The following is a 25,217-nucleotide window of genomic DNA, read 5'->3' on the forward strand; positions in this document are numbered from 1 at the left end:
GGGATTCGCCTATTGAACGCTATTGGCCGGATCGGATTCGAGCGACGGGAAAGCACCGGTTCGCTTGAGGCATTCCAGATACAAATTCAACAGTCGTGTATCGACCTCGGCACAGCGGATTTCCAACTGACTCAGCATCCGTAACGTGATTCGGCAGTCGTATTTGGGATGCAATGCCGGTGCAACGCCGTTGTTATCTGCCGCGTCGGGAACCATTGTCTTGACCAACGTTTGCATGGTTTCCATTGGGACGCGCGCGGTCAACGCCAATAGTTCCGAACGCCATTGATCGTAGGGAACCGGACGGATTCCTGTCCCGTCGCGTTGCATCCATTCGACGAGGTACCTGTAGTTCAATGGGTTGGGGTTCGTCAGGTGGAAGACTCCACCTAGCGATTCGGGTTGCTGCGAGATGCCTACGATTGCGTTGGCAACGTAATCGACCGGCGTCATGTCCAGTTCTCCGGAACGCAGTGGAGCCGATCCCATCCGCCAACATGTCAACATGATCGTATGCAGCAGGTCGTCGATGTTCGACGCCCCGGTCTCGCTGTGTCCGGTGACGTGTCCAGGACGGTAAATGGCCGCCGGAATACCGCGGGCTTGCGCCTGGCGGATCATCGTTTCGGAAACCCACTTGGACTGCGAGTATCCGTGCAACAAGGATTCGGGTGGCGGCAACGGATCGTTCTCGTTCACCGTTTCTCCGCGTGTTGCTTCACTGGCCATCACCGTGAAGGTCGAGACAAAGTGAACCGGTTTCAATCGGGATTGCGCGGCGAGTCGCAAAACTTCTTGAGTTCCCAAAACGTTGGTGTTTTTCAATTGAGCGTAAGGTGCGCCCAAATTGACGTCGGCACCGTTATGGTAGATCCCGTCGAGCACCTCGGCCAATTCATCAAACTGCGACTGCGACATCCCGAGGAGTGGCTTGGAAAAGTCACCGCAAACCGGGATGACGCGCGCATCGAACTCCGGAAGCACCAAATCATATTTTCGAAGATTGTCTTGAAGTCGTGTCGCAGCGCGTTCGCGATCCTTGGCGCGAACCAAGCAATAGACCGTGGCGTCGGTCTGCAACAATAATTGCTCCAACACAAACGCCCCTACAAAACCGGTCGCTCCGGTCAGCAGGACCGCACGGGGGGCTGCAAATTCGTATTTAGCGTCGGTTGGCGGAACAATCGATGGATCGAGCATCGCTTCTTTGGCGAAATCGACATCGATGGCTTCGCGCCCCGCGCGACTCAATAGACTCGCCTTCGACGGCGCCGAAGGCGACTCGGTTGAACCACTCGGAACCGTCGCCAAGCACCGGAAATCGGCAACGCGTCGATTGGGCTGCTGGACCACTTCTTCCAACAGTTGCTGGAAGAGTTCGTGCAGACCTGCGATCGTTTCGTCGCTATATCGGGTGGCGTCGAATTCCCAGCCACCAATCAAGGTCCCATTGGCGAACTGCAAACGCAGGCAGAGCGCGTTGGCCGATTGAGCGTGTTCAAAGTCGATCGACTGCAATGAGTTCTCCGCCACGTTGGCGACCACGCCGGCAACTCCCAGACCCAACGCGGTGAGCCCTGCGGCATCTTCACCTGGGATCTCGTTCATTGAAAAACCAACCCCCAACGCGTTGTGGATCGGTTCGACACCAGCATCCTGCTGCAGCAGCGCGAGCGAGATGGGGTAGTGTTCATCGGCGGCCATTTGCGCCGTCTGATTGCGTGTCAACAACTCCACAAACGTGGGGTCGTCACCGGTTTGGCTGCGTACCGGAACCGAGGTTGCAAACGGTCCCACCACGTTCCGCAGTTCAGCGTGTCGTCGACCGTGCATCGCAAGTTCCAAAACGATATCGGAACGGTTGGCGTAGCGGTGCAATAGGATCTGAAACGCGGTCAGCAACACGCGTTCTTGCGGTACGTCCTGTTCGGCCGCCAAGGTCACCAATTGCTGTGACAAGTCCGGTGGAAGGGTGAAACCTGCCGTTGCATGCCTCGCGGCGCGATCGTTGCAATCGTGATCGGCAGGCAACGCAAAGTCCCATGACGCTTCCTTTAAAAGCGTGTTCCAGTAGTTCCGCGTATGTTCGGCGCGATCGCCCGAAAGCCATTTCGCTTGCCAAGCGGCAAAGTCTTCAAAGGTCACACTTGTCGCCGCGGCAGGGAGCGATTCACCCTGCTGTTGCAAGGTGTAATGTGTCAGCAATTCCCGCATCACAATCGTCAGCGATTGCGAATCCGCAACGGCTTGATGCGCGGTGATCGCAAGGATCGTCTCGTGTCGGCTGATAGGGAAAAGATCGACTCGCACACAAGGACCCGATTGCAGATCAAACGGGTGATCGACGCATTCCTTTAAACGGCCTTGAATATCGCTGGCAACGTGCGAGTCGTGGACCGTCACGCAGCAGTTTGGTCCGTCGTTAGCACCGTAGCTTTGCACAAGACGTCCGTCACGAGGATGGAAGCGAGCACGTAGCATTGGATGCCGCGATCGCAAATCATCGAATAATTGGATGATCGCGTTAGGATCCAAGTGGCTTGAAACCTTTGCGATGGAAACGACATGTTGCGAGCTGTATTCGTCCATCGGTTGCAACGCGACAAACTGCTCGGCGGTCAATGCAAACGTATCCTCGCGATGTGCCAGGACTTCCAACGGCACGTTGTTCGAAACTTCCGCCGCTTCACCGGTTCCGTTGGATTCGGAAACGTTGGCCGATTCGAGCAACTGACGCAGTACCACTTTGGAGAAGTCTTTGATGCTTGAACCGCCAAGCACGCTTCCCATTGCTATGGTCACGCCCAGTTCGGTTTCGATCCGATTCATCAGATCGATTGCCATCAACGAGTCGAGTCCCAGGGTGGTCAGCGACGCTTCACGGTCGACTTGCTTCGCTTCGATGCCAAACACATCCGCGACCTGGTCGGCGATCAAGTTTTCGACGAGCGCAATCTGTTCTTGCGGCGACGCAGCGATAATCCGCGGGCCCAGCATGCTGCCAGATCCACTATCGCTTTGATCACCGATCACTTCGGCAAACGTCGGCGCGGTGGCGACCATCGGACTGAAACGAGCCAGGGCTGCCCAATCGGCGCGGCAGGCTCCCAGTTGAACCGGGTTTCGCGACAACATTTGACGATAGACGCGGAACGCCTCGTCCATGCTGAACGCTTTCATTCCGATCTTGTCCAGATAGAGCGCGGTCTTCTCGTTGCGGTCGACAAAACCGGCTCCCGACAATGCGGTCCAGTTGTACGTCAGCGCGGGCAACCCCAATGCGTTGCGATAGTGTGCCAATGCGTCGAGGAAACAATTGCCGGCGTTGTAGTTCGATTGCTTCGCACCACCGACGATATTCGAGAACGATGAGAAGCAAACGAAATGTTCCAGCGGGGCGTCGAGCGTCGCTTGATGCAGGTTCCACGCGCCCAGCAACTTCGGATTCATGACTTTATTGAATCGTTCGTCGTTCAGTTCAACAATGAATTCATCGTCCAAAACCATCGCGCTGTGTATCACGCCACGCAGCGGAGGTAGCGTGGCGGTGATTTCGTCGACGACGCGTTGAACATCTTCGGGAGAAGTCACGTCGCCTCGGGCGTCGACAACCTCGATGCCCGACGCTCGCAGTTTTTCGATGTCCGCGATCGCCGCTTCATCGCGGGCCCCACTGCGACTCATCAAGACCAGATGTCGGGCCCCATGTTGGGCCATGAATTTCGCATGTTCGAGTCCAAATCCGCTGGCACCACCAACGATTAGGTAACTCGCTTCCTGGCGGAACAGGTTCGCGTCTTCGGTGCATGGACCGATCGCTAATTGATCGACTTCGAACGAAAGCACGTTCTTGCCGATGTGTTTCCCTTGCGCCATGTAGCGGAAGGCGTCGACCACTTCGTTGATCGGGAAGACCGTATGCGGCAATGGTCGGAAATCGCGTGCTTCGAATCGTTCAGACAGCTCTGCAAACAGCGACGCGATAAATGCTGGCCGGTGCTCCAGATGCTGGGCCAAATCGATCACGAAGTAGGAGATGTTGTTCCGTAGTGCTTGTAGACCAATTTTGGAATTTCCGTAGACATCGATCTTGCCAATCTCTAGGAAGCGTCCAAACGGCGCCAGCACGGAGAAATTCTTAGGAATAAAGTCGCCGGCCAACGAATTCAAAACCGCGTCGACACCGCGCCCCTTAGTGATCGCCATCACTTCGTCGGCAAAGTCCAACGAACGCGAATCCATCACGTGAGGGACGCCCATGTCGCGTAAGAGTTGCCGTTTTTCTGGCGTTCCCGCGGTTGCGAAGATCTCCAGGCCCAGGTGCTGCGCAATCTGGATGGCTGCCTGTCCCACGCCACCGGTGCCGGCATGGATCAAGATGCTTTCGCCCGCTTGCATGTGAGCCAATCCGCAGATCGCGTACTGTGCCGTCAGGAAGACCGTTGAGAGGGTCGCTGCTTCTTGAAATGAAAGATGTTCGGGCATCTTGAAGCACAATCGACGATCGATCGTCGAGAACGAACGGAACGAATAGGGAGCCATTCCGGCCACCGAGTCGCCCACTTTCAGATCGGTCACTCCCTCGCCAACGCGAGTCACGGTTCCCGCGAAATCGTCGCCGAACCACAGCAGGTCGATCGGGTTGCCGGGGTACATTCCCAACGCCTTCATGACGTCGCGGAAGTTAATCCCCCCGGCTTTCATTTCGACCTCAATTTCGCCAGCACCAGGTGCGCGGCGACTGGTTTCGTTTAACGACAGGTTCGTCAAGATGCCCGGCTTTTCGGTCTGCAATCGGTACGCTGCCTTGCCATCGGGTTGGAATGCATCGCGTGTTCGTTTTCGCAGGTCATCCAATGGTACCCGCGACAAACGATTGACGAAGCGGGTTCCATTGCGGTAGGCAATTTCCAGTTCGGCATCGCCTGCCGTCACTTCATGCCGCAACGCGTCGTGTTCGGAAGTCGAGCCGGCAGGATCCAGGTCGATCACTGTCCAGCGGAATCCTGGATGTTCGTTGTTGGCAACGCGTGTGAACCCAACGATCGGTGAAGAGGCGAGGTGGACACAGGTGTCGCTATCAAGAATGCTTTGCGCTCCGCGAGTCACGAAGCGGACGCGTGGAGGTTGTGCGAACGGACGACCTTCCAATAGGTGGACTAAACGTAACGCGTGCAGCGATCCGGTTGCTTGCGCGGCCTGCAAGTCGGAGGCCTGTAGTTTATCGGCCGCAGGATGGTCCAAGGACCAACAGTGCACGATCCCTGCCAAGTCGTCGATCCGGACCTCGGTATCGGCCATGATCCGACGCATGTCGTCGACCGATTCGGGGCGGATGGTGAATTGTTCCGCACTTTGCTTAGCGAACTCGTCACCCGCTCGAACCGCAACCGCTTGATGTCCTTCAGCGGTTAAGGATTGGCAAAGCGTCTCGCCGACACCTTGTTGATCGATGAAGACCAGGTAGGTCGCCGGAGTGGTGGTTGTCGCTGGGGCTGCCGCGATGGGAGCCGCGTCGATCGACTCCGTTTCGCCTTCAAGCGATTCGGAGGTTCCCGCATCGCCGTCGTCCGATGCTGCCGGTTGCCAATGGAACTGGTAATATCCGTTTTCGATCGCATCGGCCGATTTCTTCTGTTCGGCGAGATCGGCGCGGAAGCCCAAAATGTCGGCGATCCGATTCCCTTCGTCGTCGTAAACGAAGATGTCCGCCTGCAAGCTCTTGCCATCGTCTGCGATCTGTTGAGCGTGTGCCCAGAATCGCGTGGGCGGATTTTCGCAATACATCCGCACGCGGCCAATGTACTGAGGCAGATAAAAATAGTCGGCTGCCTGCTTTTCGGGCGACAGTGTCTGAACGCCCTTAAAAATGTGGAAGCAGGCGTCCAAGACCGCTGGATGGATATGGTATTGGTCGACCGTTTGCTCGATCCCCGCGGGCACGATCACTTCGGCCAAGGCTTCTCCGGTATCACGCCACACATGATGGATGTGTCGGAACAGCGGTCCAAATTCGTAACCTGCTTCGGCGAACTCCCCATAATATTGTTCGTGTTCCATCTGGTTGGGCAATGCCGCCCGCAACTGCTGCAAATCGACAGCTGCTGGCTGCGGCGCGGACAACAACGTCAGTCGGCCTTCGGCATGCAGTTTCCAGTCTTCGCGACGCCCTGTCGAACTGTAGACGCCATAGCTGCGGTCCTTCTCGTGGAACACGACACGCACACGAGGAATCCGTTCGGCGGAGACAAACAAGGCGTCTTTGATGTCGACGTTTTCGACGACGTAAGCCTCGTCGGGGAACAGATGGCGGGCCAATGCCAAACCAATTTCGCAATATCCGGCGCCGGGGAATACCACCGATCCCCAGAACGAATGGTCCGACAAGTAGTCGAAGACGTTGAGATCGAGCGCGGATTCCCAGGTCGGTTCGGGAGCGATCACGCGACGGCCCAACAGCGGATGGACATCGGTCTGCAGCCAAAGCAGATTCATGTCGTCGGGGCTCAGCCAATTCCGGGTGTGATGCCACGGGTAGCGCGGCAGTTTTACCAAGTGCCCCGGGGTTTGATTGACGGCGGCCCAATCGATCGCCATCCCGGAACAATGCAAACCGGCCACGTTGCTCAGCAGTTGTTCCGATTCGTCGGTCTTGCGACTCAACGAATGGAAGATCGTTCCCTGCTTGCCTTGGTCGGCTAAACATTGATTCAGCGAGCTCATTAGCGCGGGATGGGGACCAATTTCCAGGAACGAATCGGCGCCCGCGGCGATCATATGATTGATCGCGGTGCTGAACAGGACGGGGTAGCGAACGTTCCGCCACCAGTAATGCGCGTCTAGCAACTCGCCCGACAATTCGCTGGCCGTGACGGTCGAAACGAGAGGGAGCTTGGCCGGACGAGGCTGGATGTCTGCCAGCGACTGCAGCAGTTCTTCCTTGATCGGTTCCATTTGATGCGTGTGGAAGGCGTAATTGACACGCAACCACCGCAAGAATTTTCCTGTCTTTTCCAGCTCTTCGGCGATCTCCTCCAGCGGTTCGGTATCGCCGGCCAACGTAACTAAGTGGGAGCTGTTGATCGCCGCAACTTGGACGCGGTCATATCGATCCCCGATCCATTGCCGCGCTTCAGCAGCGGAGATTCCAACGGCCAGCATCCGACCGGTGCCCGCCATCGTGTCTTGCAAACGGCTGCGGTGATAGATCACTTTGACCGCGTCGGCAAGGCTATAGACTCCGGCGCAATAAGCCGCCGCGACTTCGCCGACACTGTGACCAACGACCTTCGACGGGGTGACGCCCCAAGATTTCCAAAGCTCGACAAGTGCTACTTGCAACGCGAAGATCGCGGGCTGAGCAATCGCGGTTTGATTGATCTTCGAATCGGCTTCATCGCGTTGCATTTCGGTCAACAACGACCAACCGGCCAGTGGTTGCAACAGCGCATCGATGCGTTGGATCATCGCCCGGAAGATCGGTTCACGCGCAAGCAGTTCGCGGCCCATGCCCCACCATTGCGCACCTTGCCCTGTGAATACAAACACCGGTTTATCGTGTTCGCCGGTTGCTTTGGCGTGCACAAATCCGCTGGCTTGGCTTGGATCTTCCAGCCAATCTCGCATTCGTTGTTGCATCGTTTCGCGGTCCGCGCCGGTGAACACCAAACGATCTGGGTGCTGTTCCTTGCGTGCGCCAGCTGAGTAACAAACGTCTCGCAGCGGAACCTCTGGACTGTCCAGCAAGTCGATAAACGAAGCGACATAGCTCTTCAACGCGACCTCATCGCGAGCCGAAATCGGCAGCAGGCACGGCCGCTGGGCCCGTTCGGGCGCGGCGTGATCCGGGGCTCCGTTGGTCGCACCATTGGCAGCGCCGTTGCTCGCCCCATTCTCTTTAGGTTTGTTGGTGAGTGACGCGATCGCGGTTTGCGATTGCAGACGCTGGCGAGGCTTCGCGGATGAAACATTCTGCGGGGCCGCTTCCAGGATGACGTGTGAATTGGTTCCACCGAAGCCAAACGAATTGACCGCCGCGACCGGCTGCTGCGAATCGTAGTGCGGAAGCGGTTGCAAATCGGTTGCAACTTGCAACTGCAGTTTGTCGAATGGAATGTTGGGGTTGGGGGTTTGGAAGTTTTGATTCGGTGGCACTTGATCCTTGTGCAACACCAACGCGGCTTTGATCAAACCCGCGATTCCCGAACCGGCTTCCAAGTGACCGATGTTCGTTTTGACCGATCCCAGCAGGCAGGGTTGGTCGACAGGGCGGCCTTGCGATAAGACGCTGCCCAACGCGGCAAGTTCGATCGGGTCACCGACCGAGGTGCCGGTGCCGTGCGCTTCCATGTAGGCGACTCGGCTGGGGGCTAAGCCCGCTTCTTGATACGCCTGCCGTAACATCGCCGATTGTCCATCGACGCCGGGGACCGTCATCGACGATGTGTGTCCATCTTGATTGACCACGGCGCCCCGAATCACCGCGTAGACCGAATCGCCATCGGCGATCGCTTGGCGAAGCGGCTTGATGTAAACCATGCCAGCGCCTTCGCCACGGACGTAGCCATTGGCGCGCGCATCAAACGCAAAGCATTGCCCGTCGGGGGAGAGCATCGATGCGCGGCTGAAGCCCATCGTCGCATGCGGGGTGAGGATCGAGTTGACGCCCCCCGCCAACGCACCGGTCGCTTTCCCCGACCAGATACTCTCGCAGGCTAAACTGACCGCCACCAGCGCCGACGAACAGGCGGTGTCGACCGAAACGCTGGGGCCTTTTAAATCGAGCAGATAGGAGACGCGGTTCGATGCGATACTCAACGTGCAACCGCTGTTGGTGTGCACGTCGGCGCTTACGTCTTCGGACATCTGGATGCTGGCGAAGTCGTGGCTTGCAACGCCGACGAAGACGCTGGTTTGCGTCCCTTTGAGTTTGCCAGGGGCAATGCCCGAATCCTCGATCGCTTCCCAGGCGGTTTCCAACAACCAGCGTTGTTGTGGATCCATCCGCGATGCTTCGCGAGGCGAAACTCCCCAGAAGAATGGATCGAAGTCTTCGATCCCATCGACGAAGCCACCCCATCGCGTCACCATGCGATTGGCAACGTCGTTTTTCGGATGGTAGTAGTGGTCTCGGTCCCATCGTGTTTCCGGGACCTCGACGATTCCTGAACGGCGTTCGGCCAGCAGGTTCCAGAAGCTTTCTGCATCAACCGCGCCACCAGGCAATCGGCAACCAATGCCTACAATAGCTAGAGGTTCACCCTGGTGTGGGGCAGCCTTGGAATCAACATTCATACTTAAAAAACCTGCCGTTTTGTATCGCAGCCCAAAGAAATTTATTCGCTAACGGATGGTGCGGTGAAAGTGGAAGCCAACTAAGAATTCACGCACGCCCCCCCTATCTTTCCCATTTTAATCACGTGGGGAGTGCCGTTCAATTGGCAATTATTGTTTTGCCCATGCAGGTGTCCCTGGGGTGGCTTGGGGCATGGCGCCGCGTCGGTGGATCGCGAGAGAACAGCCAGTAGACGGTACGAAGGGGGGCAAGGTCCCCTTCTTTTGCTCTTCCGTTATGGAGGGGCTGTGTTCTAGCGTCGCGGCAGAAAAGAATTGCCCAGGCGACTGCTGATGATCGCCGGCAGGACGATCAGGTCTCCGATCAAGGCGACGCCCAACATGCTTGACATTAACCACGCAAACCGCGCGATCGGAGTGAATGGACTGAACGCATAGACCAACAGTCCCAGTCCGCAGATCATCGACGTCTGCAGCATCGCGCGACTGCAATGCCGGAAGGCGTAGACGAGCGCGTCGTGTTTGATCAGCCCCGCCGCGGCCCCGCGCCGGAACCAGGTCACGAAATGCAAGGTGTCGTCGACAGCGATTCCCATCGCCGCAGTGATCGTCATCATCGATCCGATTTCCACCTTAATGCCTAACCATCCAAGCAGGCCAAAGAGGATCACCGAGGGGAGGACATTCGAAACCATCGCCATCAACCCCGCGCCGATGCTCCGCAGGGTGACCATCATCGCCACGGCGATTAAGGCAAACGCGGTAATGAAGCTGCGGGCCATGTCGTCCAGCAATTGTTCCTGCGCTTTTTGGATCAGCGGCATGCTGCCGCAGACAACGCTACGAACGCCCTGCTGTGGTGCGAGTTCTTCAATCACGGAATCGATTGCTACTTGCAGCTGATCGCCCACTCTTCCCAAATCGATCTCTTCGGAAGTCGGAACCCGCGCGCTGATTCGCCACAGTTCTTCCGTATCATCATCTTGGAAATACTGCATCTCGCGAAACATCTCGCGTAGATCTGTAAAACGTTGTTCTAGAACAATGCGTTGAGCGATCTGGCCGATGCCTCGCGAACCCGATCGAAACGTGTCGGGGAAGGAGGGCGAAAAGTTCACGGCCGACACGGTTCCGCCAATGTCGTCAACTCGCATCGCAGCATGTTGAACTTGGCGGACCAGATTCATCCGGTCGAGCATCGGTGTCCGGCTGGTGCTTTCCGCGATCGTGGCCTTGGGGATCCGAAGCACGATTTCCACGGGAGTCAGTGGACCGACATGCGATTCAAACCATTCGTAGTCTTGTAGGATCTTGGCCCCGGGGGCGAACAGATCGTGCACGCGGGCGGTGGATTGAAGTCTCGTGATTCCGATCACCCCAATCGTCATCGCAATGGCGGTGCTCAGCAAGATCAACGGCCACCAACGTGCGATCGAATCGACCATGCGTTGGGAAATCGCATTGCGGAGGTCAGCGCCTCCGCCGGCCAAACGGGATGCCCAGCGTCGTGGGGGCCATTGTTCCAGCTGGCAAGGAAATAATAGAAACAGAACCGCGGTCCCCAGCAGTACGCCTATGGCTGCGAAAAGCCCGAACTTCTGAATCGGCAACAAGAAGCTGCTGATCAATGAAATCAACCCTAGACTGGTCGTGAACGACGACAGCCAACACGGGGCAAACGCGTTTCGAATCGCCTTGCGTGGGGCCTCGGTGAGACCGTCGGCAAGGACCACGTCTTGGTAGTTATTGACGAGGTGAACGCCCGCGGAAATGCTAAGCACAAAGACTAGCGAAGGGACCATCAGCATCACGCTGTCCATCGTTTGACCGCCGAAGGAGATCATCGCAAGACTGATCGTTTGGCAATAAACCGCGTTTAGGAATACAAACGCGCTCAGCTTGATGCTGCGGAAACTGAGATACAGAACGATACAACAAATCACGTAGCAAACCGCGGTGAACCAGCCCATGTCTTTCTGACTCGCTTCATCGATGGCGAGTCCGTCATACGTTGTTCCTGCGATATGGATCTGATCGCGCGACACGCCAACAATCTGCTGGGCGGTGGCTTGGACGTGTTGAATGGTTGCGTCGCGCAACCGCCAACCTTCGTCGGTCAGCATCATGACAACCGAACTGGTGACCGGTTGGCCTGCGGCATGGGGAGCGCCTACCAACCAGCCATTCAAACGAGCGATCGCTTGAGATTTTTTCAGCGACAACGGTTCACTGGTCAATTGAGCGACGAGGTCACTGCCCGAGGTGACGAACCGAAACAATTGCACATTTTGTTCGCCAGCAAGATCCACCGGTTGTTGCAGTTGCTGCGTGAGTTCTGTTTGCCGTGGATCGTCCAGGTGGCATCCGTCCCAGCTGAGGATCAATACATCATCACTGACAAATTTCTCCGAGAACCAGTTGAGATCTTGGGTCTCTTGAAACCGCTCGGGCAACCAATCTTCGGGGCGGTTTGAGTTCGTGGACAGCGCGTCGATGGCGCCACGAACAATGGGCAGCGCGCAGAATAATGCCAGGAGCAGGATCGCGATTCGGTAGCGGAATATGGTAAGAGACCCCATGGTGCCCTATACTGGATTTGCAGGTTGGCCATACGAACAAGTCTGAAATCATAGTGATAATTTCAGGCAGAGAAAGCACGTGCGATGCGATCGAGGCCGGCAAGACCCGTTCGGAGACCGCTATTGCGGATTTCCCAAAAACGGATCGACCAAATGCCGCAGTCCGATTTCTGATAGTTCCACGTTGACATCTTCTGTGGTGGGTGATTCCAGCGTGTCGGTGACTTCGTCGGCGATCAATTGTGCAAAACGAAGCTGCGCCGCCCGCAGGGCGTCACTGAACTGTTGCGGTGTGATCGCAATGTTCCGCAGCTTGGAAACACGCACTGCCAACATCGCCGTCGTATCGCTTGGGTGATCGGTTGCCATCCGCAACGCGCTGTATTCGATCTGCGTTGGATTGGCGTGTTCAAACCGTTCCAATCCACGCCAGACGCGCGCCAACAAACATTCCTGCCAGTTTTGAATCCAAGCCGGATCGTCGACCTGCATCTGATCCACCGGAGGCACGACGGCTGTTGGTTCGCGACGGTATTGCGCCGTCGCCGCCGCGCGCGCCGAACGCAACAGGTAGTCGCGAAGGCGACCCTTTTCCGACTCGCCAAATCCCTTCGACGCAAGATGTCCCAACAAAAGGACCAGCGATTTGTCGGCCGCTTCGCCATCGCCCCATAGATCGATCAAGTAGTTTCGCATCGCGGTGATGTAGCGCATCGTGTAGCCGCCGGCGCTGTCGGCCTGCGACCAACGGGTCGATTGCCGCGCCAACTGGATCGTTCGATCGGGGGGCTGCGAGGAGTTCATGCTGTGAGTTATTGAACCTTCAAGTGAAGGCTTGGAACTTTGTCGACTTGGTCGGACTCTTTGGAGAAGAACATTGTATTCTGCGCCGCCTTGCTGTGGCTGACCACGACAAAAGTAACCTCAGAATCGGGGAATCCGGTCAGGAACGCATCGAGTTCGTCTCCAAAGAAACGGACGTTGTCGTTGGACTCGTTGGCCATTCGACCTTCGGTGTTGTCGATGACCGTGCTACATAAATACTTCGCTTTGCCAAGATTGTTGGCCGTCGGTGCATTTTTCCAATTTAAAGCCCCCTCCCCTTTTTCCACCCATGAAACGGCCTGTGACGCGTCGAAACCGTAGAGACGCAATTCTTGCTTCGCTGTAGCGCCCCCTTTTAACGCCAAACTAACGACCGCGTCTTGCAGACTGTTCATCGGATGTTGCCATTGACTGAGGTCAAATCTTAGATAAACGTACTGCAGCGGGCCGTCGGATTTCTCGGGCAGCAGCGTCGACAATGAATCCAGTTCGCCGCGCGGCGTGTCGTCGCCGCGTACCACGGTTGTGTCCGCGCCATTTCCGGTTCGGGTTGTGATCTGTTGGAATCCGGATAAGGAACCATTGGAGTAATTGGCGGCAATCGAAATCTGAGACTCCGCTTGCGAGACCTGTTTGTCATCGACGGTCGTCAAACGCAGGAACACGGCGTAGCGTCCCGGGGTCAGATCTTCGCTTCCAAACCGAGCCAACATCTCCAATGATTTTCCCGATTGAGGAATTCGCACGCCCGCGATCCGCATCGGAAACATCGTCGCCGGACGTTCGTTGCCACCCGATTCGGGCTTCAAGAAGACGCGGATCTGAGCAGCGATCGCGGCTTTACCCGCTAGGATTGCTGGATTCTTCGCACGGCTGGAGGCTGTGTTGACAAGGCGGAATCGGACCAATGCCGGTTCGCCCGCCAGAATGCGCGTCGACTCCAACGTGACCGCTTCGATTTGCAAGGGCTGCAGCATCTCCGCCGTTACGACAACCGGTGCCGTGCGATCGGGAGTCGTTGGGGCAACGGCAACGTTCGGTTCAGGAAGCGGTTCTTCCGGTTGGGGACGGAAGATAAAGATTCCAGCGACGAGCGCGAGTATTCCCGTAGCGATCGCCGCCGCGATCAGGGGAGTTCGCGAGCGACGTTGTTTTTTCGTTCGCAGTGTGCGTGTCGGTGGTTCAGGTTGAAAATCGATCGCGATTTCTAACGACGGACTGTCCGTTTCCTGGGCATGCGTTGCCGGACCCGGCGGCGGCGATTCGTCGGCCAGTAATTTCAGTTCTTCCAACAGCGCGTCGGCGCTTGCCGGTCGATCTTTGGGTTCTTTGGAGAGCAGACGGTCGATCAGGTCGGACAGTCCAGGCGGGACATGTTCGGCAAATTCCGACAGCGGACGCGGCGAATGCGCCGTGATCGCAATCAGCATCATTCCTACGTTGGAATATCGGAAGGGCAGCATCCCGCCACACATCTCGTATAGCACGATCCCTAGACTGTAAAGGTCGGATCGGTCATCGACAGGTTCATCGGCAGCCTGTTCGGGGGAAAGATAGCCCGGCGTACCCACGACCGCGCCGCGCCGCGACAGCGTGTCGACCGGACCGGTCATCGCTGCTAAGCCGAAGTCCAAGATCTTCGGACGTCCCTTTTCCGATTCGATCCAGATGTTCGCCGGCTTGATATCGCGGTGCACGATTCCTTGCTTGTGCGCGGCGCCGAGCCCGCGTGCGATCTGGCGTCCGAGCGCGATGATCTGTTTGATGTTGAACTTGTAGCCTTTTCGTAACACCTGTTCCAGCGATTGCCCCTTCAATAACTCCATCGCTAAGAAAGGGGTGTTGTTCTGTTCATCGACTTCGAAGATCGTCGCCACATTGTCGTGATGAACGGCTGCCTGAGCGCGGGCCTCGCGGACAAATCGCTCGCGGGCGTTCTTGGATGCTGCGATCCGTTGGCTCATCACTTTTAAAGCGACTTTACGTCGTAAACGCTGATCCTCCGCTAGAAAGACCTTTCCCATCCCTCCCTCGCCGATCAGCTCCAAGATGCGATACGACCCTAGCCGACCAATCTCATCGGGCAGTTCGGGAGGCGACAAAAATGAGTAATCTTGGGAGCGCGTGCTCATCCGCGTTTTAGGTTGATCGAGATCGGGACGCTTGCCGTTGCGTAGGGCATCAAATCACCAGACTAAGCCCCGCACCTGCCCTGTTCAACGGTAGAGATGCTCTGCCGGAGTAATTCTTCCGGTGGCCTCCCTCTTGATTGGACTCCGCTCGATCGTTCTCCTCTCGTAATCGGCTGGGCATCGTCGATCCGATCATCACGGCAGCGTCTGGACCGGTGTCGTCGGGCGAGCTCTTCGGGCGTGCCAGTTAGATCGCTCAGGCGGCTCGTTCAACCTGCGGTAATCCAGCCAGCCAAGCCTAAATGTGTGTCGCTTTAAGAAAACGTTGTTGTTTGGTCGGCATGGATTATGGCAATATCTCCCGTCCCGGTCGCGATCGTTGGAAACGTTGGTTCAGCCGACCGTCGCACCGCTCGACTACTTGCGTCTTCGGCCGCAGCCGAGAATTTCTCAAATCGCATTGGGCTCGGTTTGCAGGGCGCCCCAGAGCGCTTGGATCGCAAGCTCTGTCTCCTGCAAACTCGCCGCTCCGCCAAGGCAGACTCGGAGCGCTTCGGGAGCTTCGATATCGACGCAGAAGCGATCCGATGCCACCACGCCCAACGCATAGCCGCGCATCCAATCGACAAGGTGGGCCCGAGTCCAGGGTTTTTCCAGACGGATCCAGGCGTGAAAAGCATGTTCATCGGTTTGCACGATATCGGCCGGCAGGTAGCGTTTGAGCAACCGCTGTCGCGCCCGGGTCGACGATCGCACCGATGCCAGAACGGCGTCGGCCAGTCCCGATTCAATCCAATGAGTTGCCAAGGTGGCGCAGACCGGCGACGCCATCACGGAAACCGCTCGCAGCGCCGACAGCACGCCGCTGGCCCGTTGGTCGCGTGGGGCAACCAGATACGCGATCCGCAACCCCGGTGCCAAACACTTGGCTAACGTCGTCACGTAGAATGTGATCTCGGGGGCTAGCGCGGCAAACGGCGGTGGACCGGCTGTCGGCAGCATCCCGTAAGCATCGTCTTCGATAATTGCGATCCCATGTTTGCGAGCGACCTGCACGATCTCGCTGCGGCGCTGGATCGGCATCGTTTCAACCGTTGGATTGCGAAGCGTTGGATTGAGGTAAACCACACGCACCCGATTTTCCCGGGCCGCTCGATCGAGCGCCGCTGGCAACATCCCGTGAGCATCTCCAGGCAGCCCCATCAAGCGGCGGCGCAGCGTCGATGCGACTTCTTTGATTCCCGAATACGTGATCTGATCGCACCCGATCACGTCGTCGGGCGATCCGATCTTAGCGACAATCGCTCCCAGCGCAACATGCGCTCCTGCCGTCACGTAGACAGCTTCGGGACCGGCATCGATCCCACGATTCGACAGCCACCGGATCGCTGCGGCGCGATCGCGCATCGATCCGCCCAGCGGTTGGTATCGTAACACCGAAGGCATCGATTCGGAAACCACGTGAAATGAATCGGCGATCGCCGTCAGCACATCGGGATCGGCGACATCGGGCGGTTGATTCATCGATCGATCCGCGAGATCAAATTGTCGGCCGACACGGGTCGGTTGCGGCGAACTGCGGCGGACAAACGTCCCCGCCCCGACTCGAGCTTCGACCAGCCCGCGTCGCGCCGCTTCGGAGTACCCGCGGGCGACTGTGGTCACGTCCAAATTCAAGCGTTTGGCAAGCGTCCGTTGCGTCGGTAAATGGTCGCCACCTCGCAACCTCCCGTCTTGAATATCGGCAGCGATCGCTTCGGCCACAGCCAAATAGATCGGGATGTCTGCGCGCTCGACATCGGGCAACCAGTCGTCTCGTCGCTGCGATGTTTTGTTCTTCACAACCATCCCTCTCTCGAACCCGTGAACGCCAATTGGCCAGAATTGCGTGGCTCCTAGACTAGATGAATAGCCATTCAATCGCTAGCAGATTCTGTGTTGTAAATCGCAACCAAAGTGAACGTTTCACCGATTAAGTTACAATTGCGCGGTTGATTTGCCTATTGATTGACTGCATCCAAAAGGTCGATTGAATGGATTGCTAACGATCTGCCAAAGCTAGATTGACGGGGCGGCTGCGGTGGGGCATTACTACTTTCATGAGCACCCATTCACCCGATCCGACTGCGACTTCCAAGCCCAAACTGACCCGCGATGAACAGATCAAGGCGGACAGCCAATATCTCGCTGGAGAGATCGCCCAAGAGTTGGCCGACGAATCACCGAGCTTTGGGACCGAGACGCTGAAGCTGCTGAAGTTCCACGGCACCTACCAACAGGACGACCGCGATCAACGCAGCGTGCTCCGCAAACAGGGAAAGGAGAAGGCGTTCTCGATGATGGTCCGCTGCCGGATTCCTGGCGGTCGGTTGACGGCGCGACAGTTTCTTGCACATCTGGATATCTGTGACCTTCTGGGCAATTCGACCATGAAGATCACCACGCGTCAGACGATCCAATTGCATGGTGTCGTGCGACGTGACTTGCAGCAAACCATTCGCAAGATCAACGCAATCGGATTATCGACACTCGCTGCCTGCGGCGATGTCAATCGCAACGTGATGTGCTGCCCTCGCAAGCAAAACGATCCCGTCCATCGCGAACTCCAACGCCTTGCGGATGCCTTGGCTGTCTCGCTCGCTCCGCAAACATCCGCTTATCACGAACTGTGGGTCACCGACGTACAAACGGGGGAACGCATGTTCGCATCCCATACTCCCAGCGATCCGTCGGGGGATGAAAGCGATGGCGGAGCGGAGGCAACATCAAATGTCGAGCCGCTGTATGGGCCGACCTATCTGCCGCGAAAATTCAAATGTGGGATCGCATTGCCAGCGGACAACTGCATCGATATCTACACCCAAGACCTTGGCTTCCTGGCAGTCGTTCGCGACGGACGCGTGATCGGATACAACGTGTTGGTCGGGGGCGGCATGGGGACCACGCCCAGCCAAAAGAAGACCTATCCAGCGGTTGCCAAACGGCTGGCGTTCTGCACCGCGGAACAAGCTGTCGACGTAGCGAAAGCTGTTTTGATCGTGCAACGCGACAATGGGGATCGAAGCGATCGAAAGGTTGCCAGGATGAAATATCTTGTCGACCGCTGGGGAATCGAAACGTTTCGCCAGCATGTCCAGCGTCTGCTCAACTTCCCGTTGGGCGATTGCACCGAGGATGATGTCCAGGACGTCGACGATCACATGGGCTGGCAAGCTCAAGACGATGGGCTCTTCTCTTACGGGTTGAGCATCGAAAACGGGCGAGTCAAAGATCAAGCCGCCAAGCAACTGAAAACCGGGCTGCGAGAGATCGTCAACTATCTAGGAACGGAGGTTCGTTTGGCGGGGAACCAGAGCCTGATCTTCTGCGACATCCGCACCGACCAACGCCAACGCATCGCCGAGATCCTGGTTGCCAATGGGATTCGCCCGACCGAAGAGGTAAGCATGGCGCGACGGTACGCGATGGCTTGCGTGGCACTTCCGTCGTGTGGTTTGGCGATTACCGAAGCCGAACGGCGACTGCCTAGATTGATCGACGACCTGGAACGCGAACTCGCACGTCTGGGGCTGTGTGCCAAGCGGTTCACGATCCGCATGACCGGTTGCCCCAATGGATGTGCCCGCCCCTACGTCGCCGATATCGGCTTGGTTGGCAAAGCGGTCGATCGCTACACGATCTACGTTGGCGGAACCTTGCTTGGAACGCGGTTGGCTTTCAGCTATCGCGACATGGTCGCCGCCTCGGACCTGGTGCCTCAGTTGGTCCAGCTGTTCACCGCCTACAAACATCACGCCAGCGATGGCGAAAGCTTGGGCGATTTCTGTAATCGATTCGGTGATGGGCTCGCGGCGATCGTTGACGACACCGCGGCGGGGCCAACTGTCGACGGGCCTACATCGATTTAATGCAGCAGTAAACGGCAGCAAGTCTCTCCACGGCTCGCTTCCTTTCGGATAACTCAGGAGCAAACAATGGAACAACTAAAAGGTTTGTGGCGCGACACGAAATACTTGTGGCTCGGGTTTGCGTTTGCCAGCGTCGCATTTGCTGCGTTCGGATCCTGGTACCACCTGGCCCTGATCCCCTGCCTGCCCGTCTGTTTCACCTATTTCGCATGGATGCGGTACGACGAAAACGGCAAACCCAAAAACGATTTCAACGGCGCCGACCATTAACCAGTGGTTGATAGCCCGCGGAATGGCGTCGACGCTCGCTTCGTGGGAGCGTCCGGATGCCTGGCGATGCCGTTATTCGCAGTTCTCCGTCGCGTGGGCGTTTCGGACCGACCGAGCGGCAGTTATTATCGATACATGGAAGTATCATCAGAACTCGCAGATGCGATCGTACGTTATGTTCACAGTCCCGAATATCGACCCTGCAAGGCGAAGCAGATCATGCAGGCGTTGGAGTTGGAGGACGAGCAGTATCGCGAAGTCCGCCGCACGGTGAAGTGGCTCGTCCTGCAAGGACAACTCGACTACGCATCGAACCATCTCGTGATTCCCCCCGGTGAGGCGCATGCGGCGAAGCGGCGGCAGAGTTCTCCGATGGTCCGGGGGATCTTTCGACTCGCTCAAGCTGGCTTTGGCTTTATCCGCCAAGAGGGGACCGGCGAACAAGCGGCTCCGCTGGAGGACGTCTTTGTTCCCGAACCTTATGTCGCCGACGCCTTCGACGGCGACTTTGTCGAAGCTCGCTTGATGACGAACCGTTCGCGATCGCGCGGTGGGATGGAAGGCCACATCGAACGGGTGATCAAACGCGCCACGCGGCAGTTTTCAGGAACGTTCCGCAAAAGCGGGGAAGAGAATCTCGTCCTCTTGGACGGCACGCATCTGAAGCATCCGATCTCGGTCGGCGACACTCGAGGGCTGCCGCTGAAGAACGAGGACAAAGTGGTTGTCGAAGTCGTTCAGTTCCCCGAACGCGATGGCAGCGGCGGCCAGGGCGTGATCATGGAGGTGTTGGGAAGCAGCAAAAATCCGGCTGTCGATACGATGGCGGTGATGCGGCAATACGGTTTGCCCGAAGAGTTCCCCGAAGAAGTGATGGCCGCGGCGCGGGAACAAGCCGACAAGTTCGACGAATCGATTCCGGCCGACCGCCGCGATCTCACCGGTCTACTGACGTTGACGATCGATCCGTTTGATGCTCGCGATTTCGACGATGCGATCTCGCTGCAGGAGATCGAAAACGATCACTGGCTGCTGTCGGTTCATATCGCCGACGTTTCGCACTTCATTCCTGAAGGATCGATCCTGGACCAGGACGCCAAGCAACGCGCGACCAGCGTCTATCTGCCCGACCGCGTCGTGCCGATGATCCCCGAGATCATCAGCAACCACTTGGCCAGCCTGCAGCCCGATCGGGTTCGGTATGCGAAGACTGTCGAAATCGAATTCACATCCGGCGGTGCGGTTGTCGCCACGCAGGTCTACAACAGCGCGATCCGCAGCGATTGCCGTCTGACCTACGAACAGGTCGATCAGTTCTTAGAAACCCCCGATGTGATGCGGCAAAAGCTGGGGGATTCGATCTGCGATCTGTTGCAGCGGATGCACACGTTGGCGATGAAGTTACGCGCTCGCCGCATGGAACAGGGCTCTCTGGAAATGGACCTGCCCGAGATCAAGATCGATCTCGATTCCAACGGCAAGGTCCGCGGTGCGCATCTGGTCGTCAACACCGAAAGCCACCAGGTGATCGAAGAGTTTATGCTCGCGGCAAACCAAGGCGTTGCGACTTGGTTCGACGACATGAAGCTGGATTTCCTGCGCCGCATCCACCCCGCTCCCGAGCGCCGCAAGTTGCGACAGTTGGCTCAATTCCTGAAAGAGCTCGGCATTCCTGGGGACGACTTGGAGAACCGCCACGCGGTCCGCCGAGTCTTGAAGTCGGTGAAGAAAACGCCGCTGGACTACGCGGTGAATTACGCCGTCCTTAAAGCAACCAACAAAGCGATCTACGGTCCGCATCGCGAAGGGCACTACGCCTTGGCGATGGATCACTATTGCCACTTCACCAGCCCGATTCGCCGTTATCCCGACCTCACGATCCATCGGATGGTGCAGAAGCTAACCGAAGGGAACAAAAATCCCAGCGATCCGATGCCGGTGCTGATCCGCATGGGCCACCACTGTAGCGATCAAGAGAAGAATGCCGAGGCCGCGGAACGCGAATTGATCCGCATCAAGCTGCTGCATCATATGAATAAGAACATCGGGCAAACGTTTGAGGCGGTGGTGACGCGCGTGCATCCCGACGGACTGTATGCCCGCGGGATCAAGATGCCCGCCGAAGGTTACATCTCGATCGATAAACTGCCACCGGACAACTATCGTTTCGAACGCAAGGGGCACCGCTTGGAAGGCTTCCGCGAAGGGAACCAGTTCCGGCTGGGCGATCGAATCGTGGTCAAGATCGATAAAGTCGACATGCAGGCCCGCGAGCTGTTTTATGGACTGGTCGGCAGAGAGGCTGGCAAGGCACCCAAACACCAGTTGAAAAACAGAGCCAAACCCAAGACTGCCGCAGGAAAGCGATACGACAAAGCTCGCGTGAAAAAGAAACTGAAACAGAATCAAAAACGAAAGCGTTAACCGCATCGACCTTGGCAAATCCGCGATTCCTTGGGAGATGTCATTCGGCGTGCGATCGCGCGGAGGTTTCCTTGGGATGGTGAACCATCACAGCAAGGTGGACTTGTCGAAACGCAAAAACTGATTCGCCCTGCGGCATCGATGTAATTGCATCGGGACCGCGGAGGATGCATGATAGGTTTCCCGCCTTTCCTGCTTTCCTCCGTTTTCTCGATTGAAGAGTGCTGTGATGGAACCCCGCCGCTTTGTTGCCTGCCTGTTTGCACTGAGTCTATTGGTTACGAGTCACCAGGTTGTTGGCCAATCGGCCACGCCTGAATTGACGACGCTCGATTCCCACTTTCCGATGCAGGTCCCTGCCAGCAAGCAGGCGATCGAAACGCAGAACGAACATGTTCGCACGATGCTGCGATTGGCGAACGGATTGATTCCGATGCCCGGGTTGGCCGATCCGCAGCCGACGATTTACGGCCGCCGTGAAATGGACGGCTACAGCATCGAAAAGATCTATTTCGAGAGCCTGCCCGGTTTTTATGTGACCGGCAATTTGTACCGCCCCGCGGGTGCGACGGATGCTGCCCCGATCGTATTGAGCGCGCACGGCCACTGGACCGACGGTCGATTCTACGATGCCGGTGACAAAGCGGCACGAGCGGCGATCGCAATGGGGGCCGAGCGTTTCGAATCGGCAGCTCATAACGTTATCCAAGCTCGCTGCGTGCAGTTCGCGCGGATGGGATGTGTCGTCTTGAACTGGGACATGGTCGGGCATGCCGACAGCCAACAGATTTCGATCGACCGAATTCACGGTTTCCGCACCCAGCCCGCCGAGATCGAGAATACCGCCGACGGTTGGTTGCTGTTCAGCCCGCAGGCCGAAAGCCATCTGCAATCGCCGATGGGGTTGCAGACGATCAACACGTTGCAGGCGGTCCGCGTCGCCCAGATGTTGCCGGGCGTCGATGCGTCGCGAATCGCAATGACCGGTGCCAGTGGTGGCGGAACGCAGACGTTTGTCGCTGCCGCGATCCAACCGGCGATCACCGCCGCCTTTCCCGCCGTGATGGTCAGCACCGGGATGCAGGGGGGCTGCACCTGCGAAAACGCTTGCTATCTGCGCATCGATGGCGGAAACATCCACATCGCTTCGTGTATCGCACCGCGATGGCTGGGGATGACCGCTGCGGACGATTGGACCCGCACGATGCCAACCGACGGATTTCCCGAGCTGCAACGCGTCTACGAATTGTTTGGCGCCAAGAACCGCGTTAGCCTCGCCCCGGCGGTCCACTTCAGGCACAACTACAATCACGTCAGCCGCGTCGCCTGTTACGCGATGCTGAACAAAGCGTTTGGGCTGGGGCTGGAAGAACCGATCCTCGAATCCGATTTCCAGCGGCTGACTGCGGAGGAGCTGACCGTTTGGGATGATCAGCACCCTGCCCCGCCGGCTGGCTTGGACTTTGAACGGAAGCTGCTGAAGGATTGGCACCAGTCGACGCAGCGAAAACTTCAGCGGTCGCTAGCGCTTGCTGAGGACAAGGGAGCGGAATTCCGCGATGTCGCCGGGCCCGCGGTCGAAGCGATGGTTGGATACCGTGCCGATGAAGCCGTTTCAAAAGCTGAATTCGATTTAGCGTCGAAGCAGGAAGTCGATGGCAGCCTCGTGATGACGGGAGACCTGACGTCGGCCGGCGATGCGGACAAGTTGCCCGTCTACTTCAACTATCCCGATCAATGGAACGGTAACGTCACGCTGGTCGCCGACGTCGGCGGAATCGCGGCAGTGGAAAAACGCTTGGCCGATCCCGAGTCGGAATATGCGAAACTGCTGGCGTCGGGAACCTGCATCGCCACGTGCGATCTGCCGGCAGCCCAAGGGGATGAAGCGGGGACGAAGCAGAAGCTGGTCCGCCAGGATCGGCTGGCCGCTTGTTTTACCTACGGATACAACCGCGCACTGTTGCTGCGCCGCGCCAAGTCGCTGCTCGCGTTGGCTCAGTTCATGCGAAACCACGAGCGGACGCCAAAGCAGATCCAAATGGATGGTCTGGGGGAAGCGGGGCCGATCGTCGCGGTAGCCGGTGCTGTCGCGGGGCCGTTGGTCGACGGTTGCCGCATCGAACGCGGAGACTTCCGCTTCCAGGAGGTTGCCAACATCGCCGATGCCAACTTTGTCCCTGGTGGAGCTCGCTATTTGGACCTGCCAGGAATCTTGGCCCTCCATGCCCCGCGCCCGTTGGAAGTGCACGGTGGGGCAAAGGGAGCGTTTTCCGCAACGGAAGCTCAATACGGGAAGATGGGGGCACTGGGCAGCTTGTCGTTTGCAGAAGACAAGTCGGCCGCAGGTCAATGATGCGCAAGTGTCTTGCGACTTGAAGCGACTTTTGAACAGGGGAATGTTTGCGGATTGATCGATTGCCCTTGTTCCGATTTTTCCGTCGCGATAGAGTTGGCAGCGGAGAGTTATCCGTTGCCGCAGATGATTTGATTTTTTGCTAACGCACCGCTGACCGTTCCCCCGATAGTGTAGGTGGACAGTCATTCTGAACGCTAGCAAAGTCGCTTATTTCTGCTACGGATTGCATTTCCCAACGACACGGAATGCGGCGTATTGGATTGTCCTGATGCGGGTTTTCCACATCACTGATACTGCCGCATGGCCTGTCGCAATACTGCGGCCAGGTTGCATCTTCACCGTACAGGGAGCCTTCTACCGATGCAGATTTTTGGTCCATACCGTGTGAGTACACCTCAGCCGACCAATAATGTTTCGCGCACCAACCAAGTTGTCGAGAATCGTGCCACCAGCGGCTCCAGCCAACCGATCGATCAATTGGACTTGTCTTCCGAGGCTCAGGGGATCAATCGCCTCTCGGGGGCCAGCGAGACTGGCGTGGTCGACGGGATTCGTTTCGACAAGGTCGCGGATATTCGTCGTCAGATCGCCGATGGCAGTTATGACACCGACGACAAATTGAGTGCTGCTTTGGACCGCTTGTTGGACGAAGTCGGTTAGCCGTTTGGGGGCGATCCTTAGCGAGTCAACTGAAACCGGCGAATGATCGTCTGCCATTGGTCCCCGCTTGCCAAAGGCTTATACTTCTTCGCATGACGCCTCCAATGCCACACGCGTTCACTTTTCGGGGACGCGGTGTCGTTTTCTCTCGCGTTCGGTTTAAACTGGAAGGGGCTTCCAGCATCATGCGTTGCCTCCGATTTCCCCTGTCGTGCTTTGAGTTACGTAGTTGTGTCCGATTCAGCCCCACTTGGAAAAGTCTCCGTTTCGCTAACTCCTCAAGAGAGATTTGAGGAGTTTTTGCAGAGTCGTGGACAGCGGAACACCGAACAGCGTCGCTTTCTCGTCGATCGGGTGTTCAGTAACCACGAACACTTTGACGTCGATTCGCTGATCGAACAATTGCCGCGTAAGGGGCAGGAAAACTACGTCAGCCGGCCGACGGTCTACCGGGCGCTCAAGGAATTTGTCGATGCCGGGCTGTTGCGTTGCTTTCAGTTGGAAGGACGTTCGGTCTACGAACACGATTACGGCTACCCGCAGCATGATCATCTGTACTGCACCCGCTGTCAGAAATTGATCGAATTCACCAGTGACGAAATCATGAAGATTCGTGCTCAGGTTGCGGCCCAGCACAGCTTCCGCGTGACCAGCCACCGCTTGATCATTCAAGGGGTCTGCCAAGATTGCTCACGCCGTCGGAAGAAACGCAAGCAGGATTTAATCTAGGTCTTGATCCCCCAAATTGGAGTGCTGTAGCGGTGGC

The 25,217-nt window shown here is 57.4% G+C and carries 11 protein-coding genes; 6 read left to right on the forward strand and 5 right to left on the reverse strand.

Annotated features, from left to right (window positions below; genetic code table 11):
* Nucleotides 1–9: 9 nt before the first annotated feature.
* The 5 genes from Poly24_RS03625 to Poly24_RS03645 form a co-directional block, all read right to left on the reverse strand.
* A complete protein-coding gene (locus tag Poly24_RS03625; protein WP_145090589.1) occupies nt 10–9,294 on the reverse strand; it encodes a type I polyketide synthase in 9,285 nt (3,094 codons plus the stop codon).
* Between the two features lie 293 nt (nt 9,295–9,587).
* Nucleotides 9,588–11,747 (reverse strand): efflux RND transporter permease subunit, encoded by a 2,160-nt coding sequence (locus tag Poly24_RS03630; protein WP_197452299.1) that lies wholly within the window; start codon nt 11,745–11,747, stop codon nt 9,588–9,590.
* Between the two features lie 246 nt (nt 11,748–11,993).
* A complete protein-coding gene (locus Poly24_RS03635; protein WP_145090595.1) occupies nt 11,994–12,677 on the reverse strand; it encodes a hypothetical protein in 684 nt (227 codons plus the stop codon).
* An 8-nt stretch (nt 12,678–12,685) separates the two neighbouring features.
* Nucleotides 12,686–14,830, reverse strand: coding sequence for a serine/threonine-protein kinase (locus Poly24_RS03640; RefSeq protein ID WP_145090598.1), 2,145 nt, complete (start codon nt 14,828–14,830; stop codon nt 12,686–12,688).
* 450 nt (nt 14,831–15,280) lie between these two features.
* Nucleotides 15,281–16,672, reverse strand: a complete 1,392-nt coding sequence (locus tag Poly24_RS03645; protein ID WP_197452300.1) for an aminotransferase-like domain-containing protein — start codon at nt 16,670–16,672, stop codon at nt 15,281–15,283.
* A 257-nt stretch (nt 16,673–16,929) separates the two neighbouring features.
* Between Poly24_RS03645 and Poly24_RS03650 the strand changes: the two genes are divergently transcribed.
* The 6 genes from Poly24_RS03650 to Poly24_RS03675 all read left to right on the forward strand — a co-directional run bounded on the left by Poly24_RS03650 (nt 16,930) and on the right by Poly24_RS03675 (nt 25,180).
* Nucleotides 16,930–18,738 (forward strand): NADPH-dependent assimilatory sulfite reductase hemoprotein subunit, encoded by a 1,809-nt coding sequence (locus Poly24_RS03650; protein ID WP_145090604.1) that lies wholly within the window; start codon nt 16,930–16,932, stop codon nt 18,736–18,738.
* A 66-nt stretch (nt 18,739–18,804) separates the two neighbouring features.
* Nucleotides 18,805–19,008, forward strand: coding sequence for a hypothetical protein (locus Poly24_RS03655; RefSeq protein ID WP_145090607.1), 204 nt, complete (start codon nt 18,805–18,807; stop codon nt 19,006–19,008).
* A gap of 135 nt (nt 19,009–19,143) precedes the next feature.
* Entirely contained in the window at nt 19,144–21,432 is a 2,289-nt protein-coding gene (gene rnr, locus Poly24_RS03660; RefSeq protein WP_197452301.1) for a ribonuclease R, read from the forward strand.
* A 229-nt stretch (nt 21,433–21,661) separates the two neighbouring features.
* The gene (locus tag Poly24_RS03665) at nt 21,662–23,788 is read left to right on the forward strand and encodes an alpha/beta hydrolase family protein (protein WP_145090613.1); all 2,127 of its coding nucleotides are present in this window, start codon (nt 21,662–21,664) and stop codon (nt 23,786–23,788) included.
* A gap of 387 nt (nt 23,789–24,175) precedes the next feature.
* Nucleotides 24,176–24,451, forward strand: coding sequence for a flagellar biosynthesis anti-sigma factor FlgM (locus Poly24_RS03670; protein ID WP_231753453.1), 276 nt, complete (start codon nt 24,176–24,178; stop codon nt 24,449–24,451).
* A 300-nt stretch (nt 24,452–24,751) separates the two neighbouring features.
* On the forward strand, nt 24,752–25,180 hold the full coding sequence (locus tag Poly24_RS03675) for a Fur family transcriptional regulator (protein WP_315852232.1): 429 nt from the start codon (nt 24,752–24,754) through the stop codon (nt 25,178–25,180).
* Nucleotides 25,181–25,217 lie beyond the last annotated feature (37 nt).

It is taken from the genome of Rosistilla carotiformis, assembly GCF_007753095.1.
Lineage (GTDB): Bacteria > Planctomycetota > Planctomycetia > Pirellulales > Pirellulaceae > Rosistilla > Rosistilla carotiformis.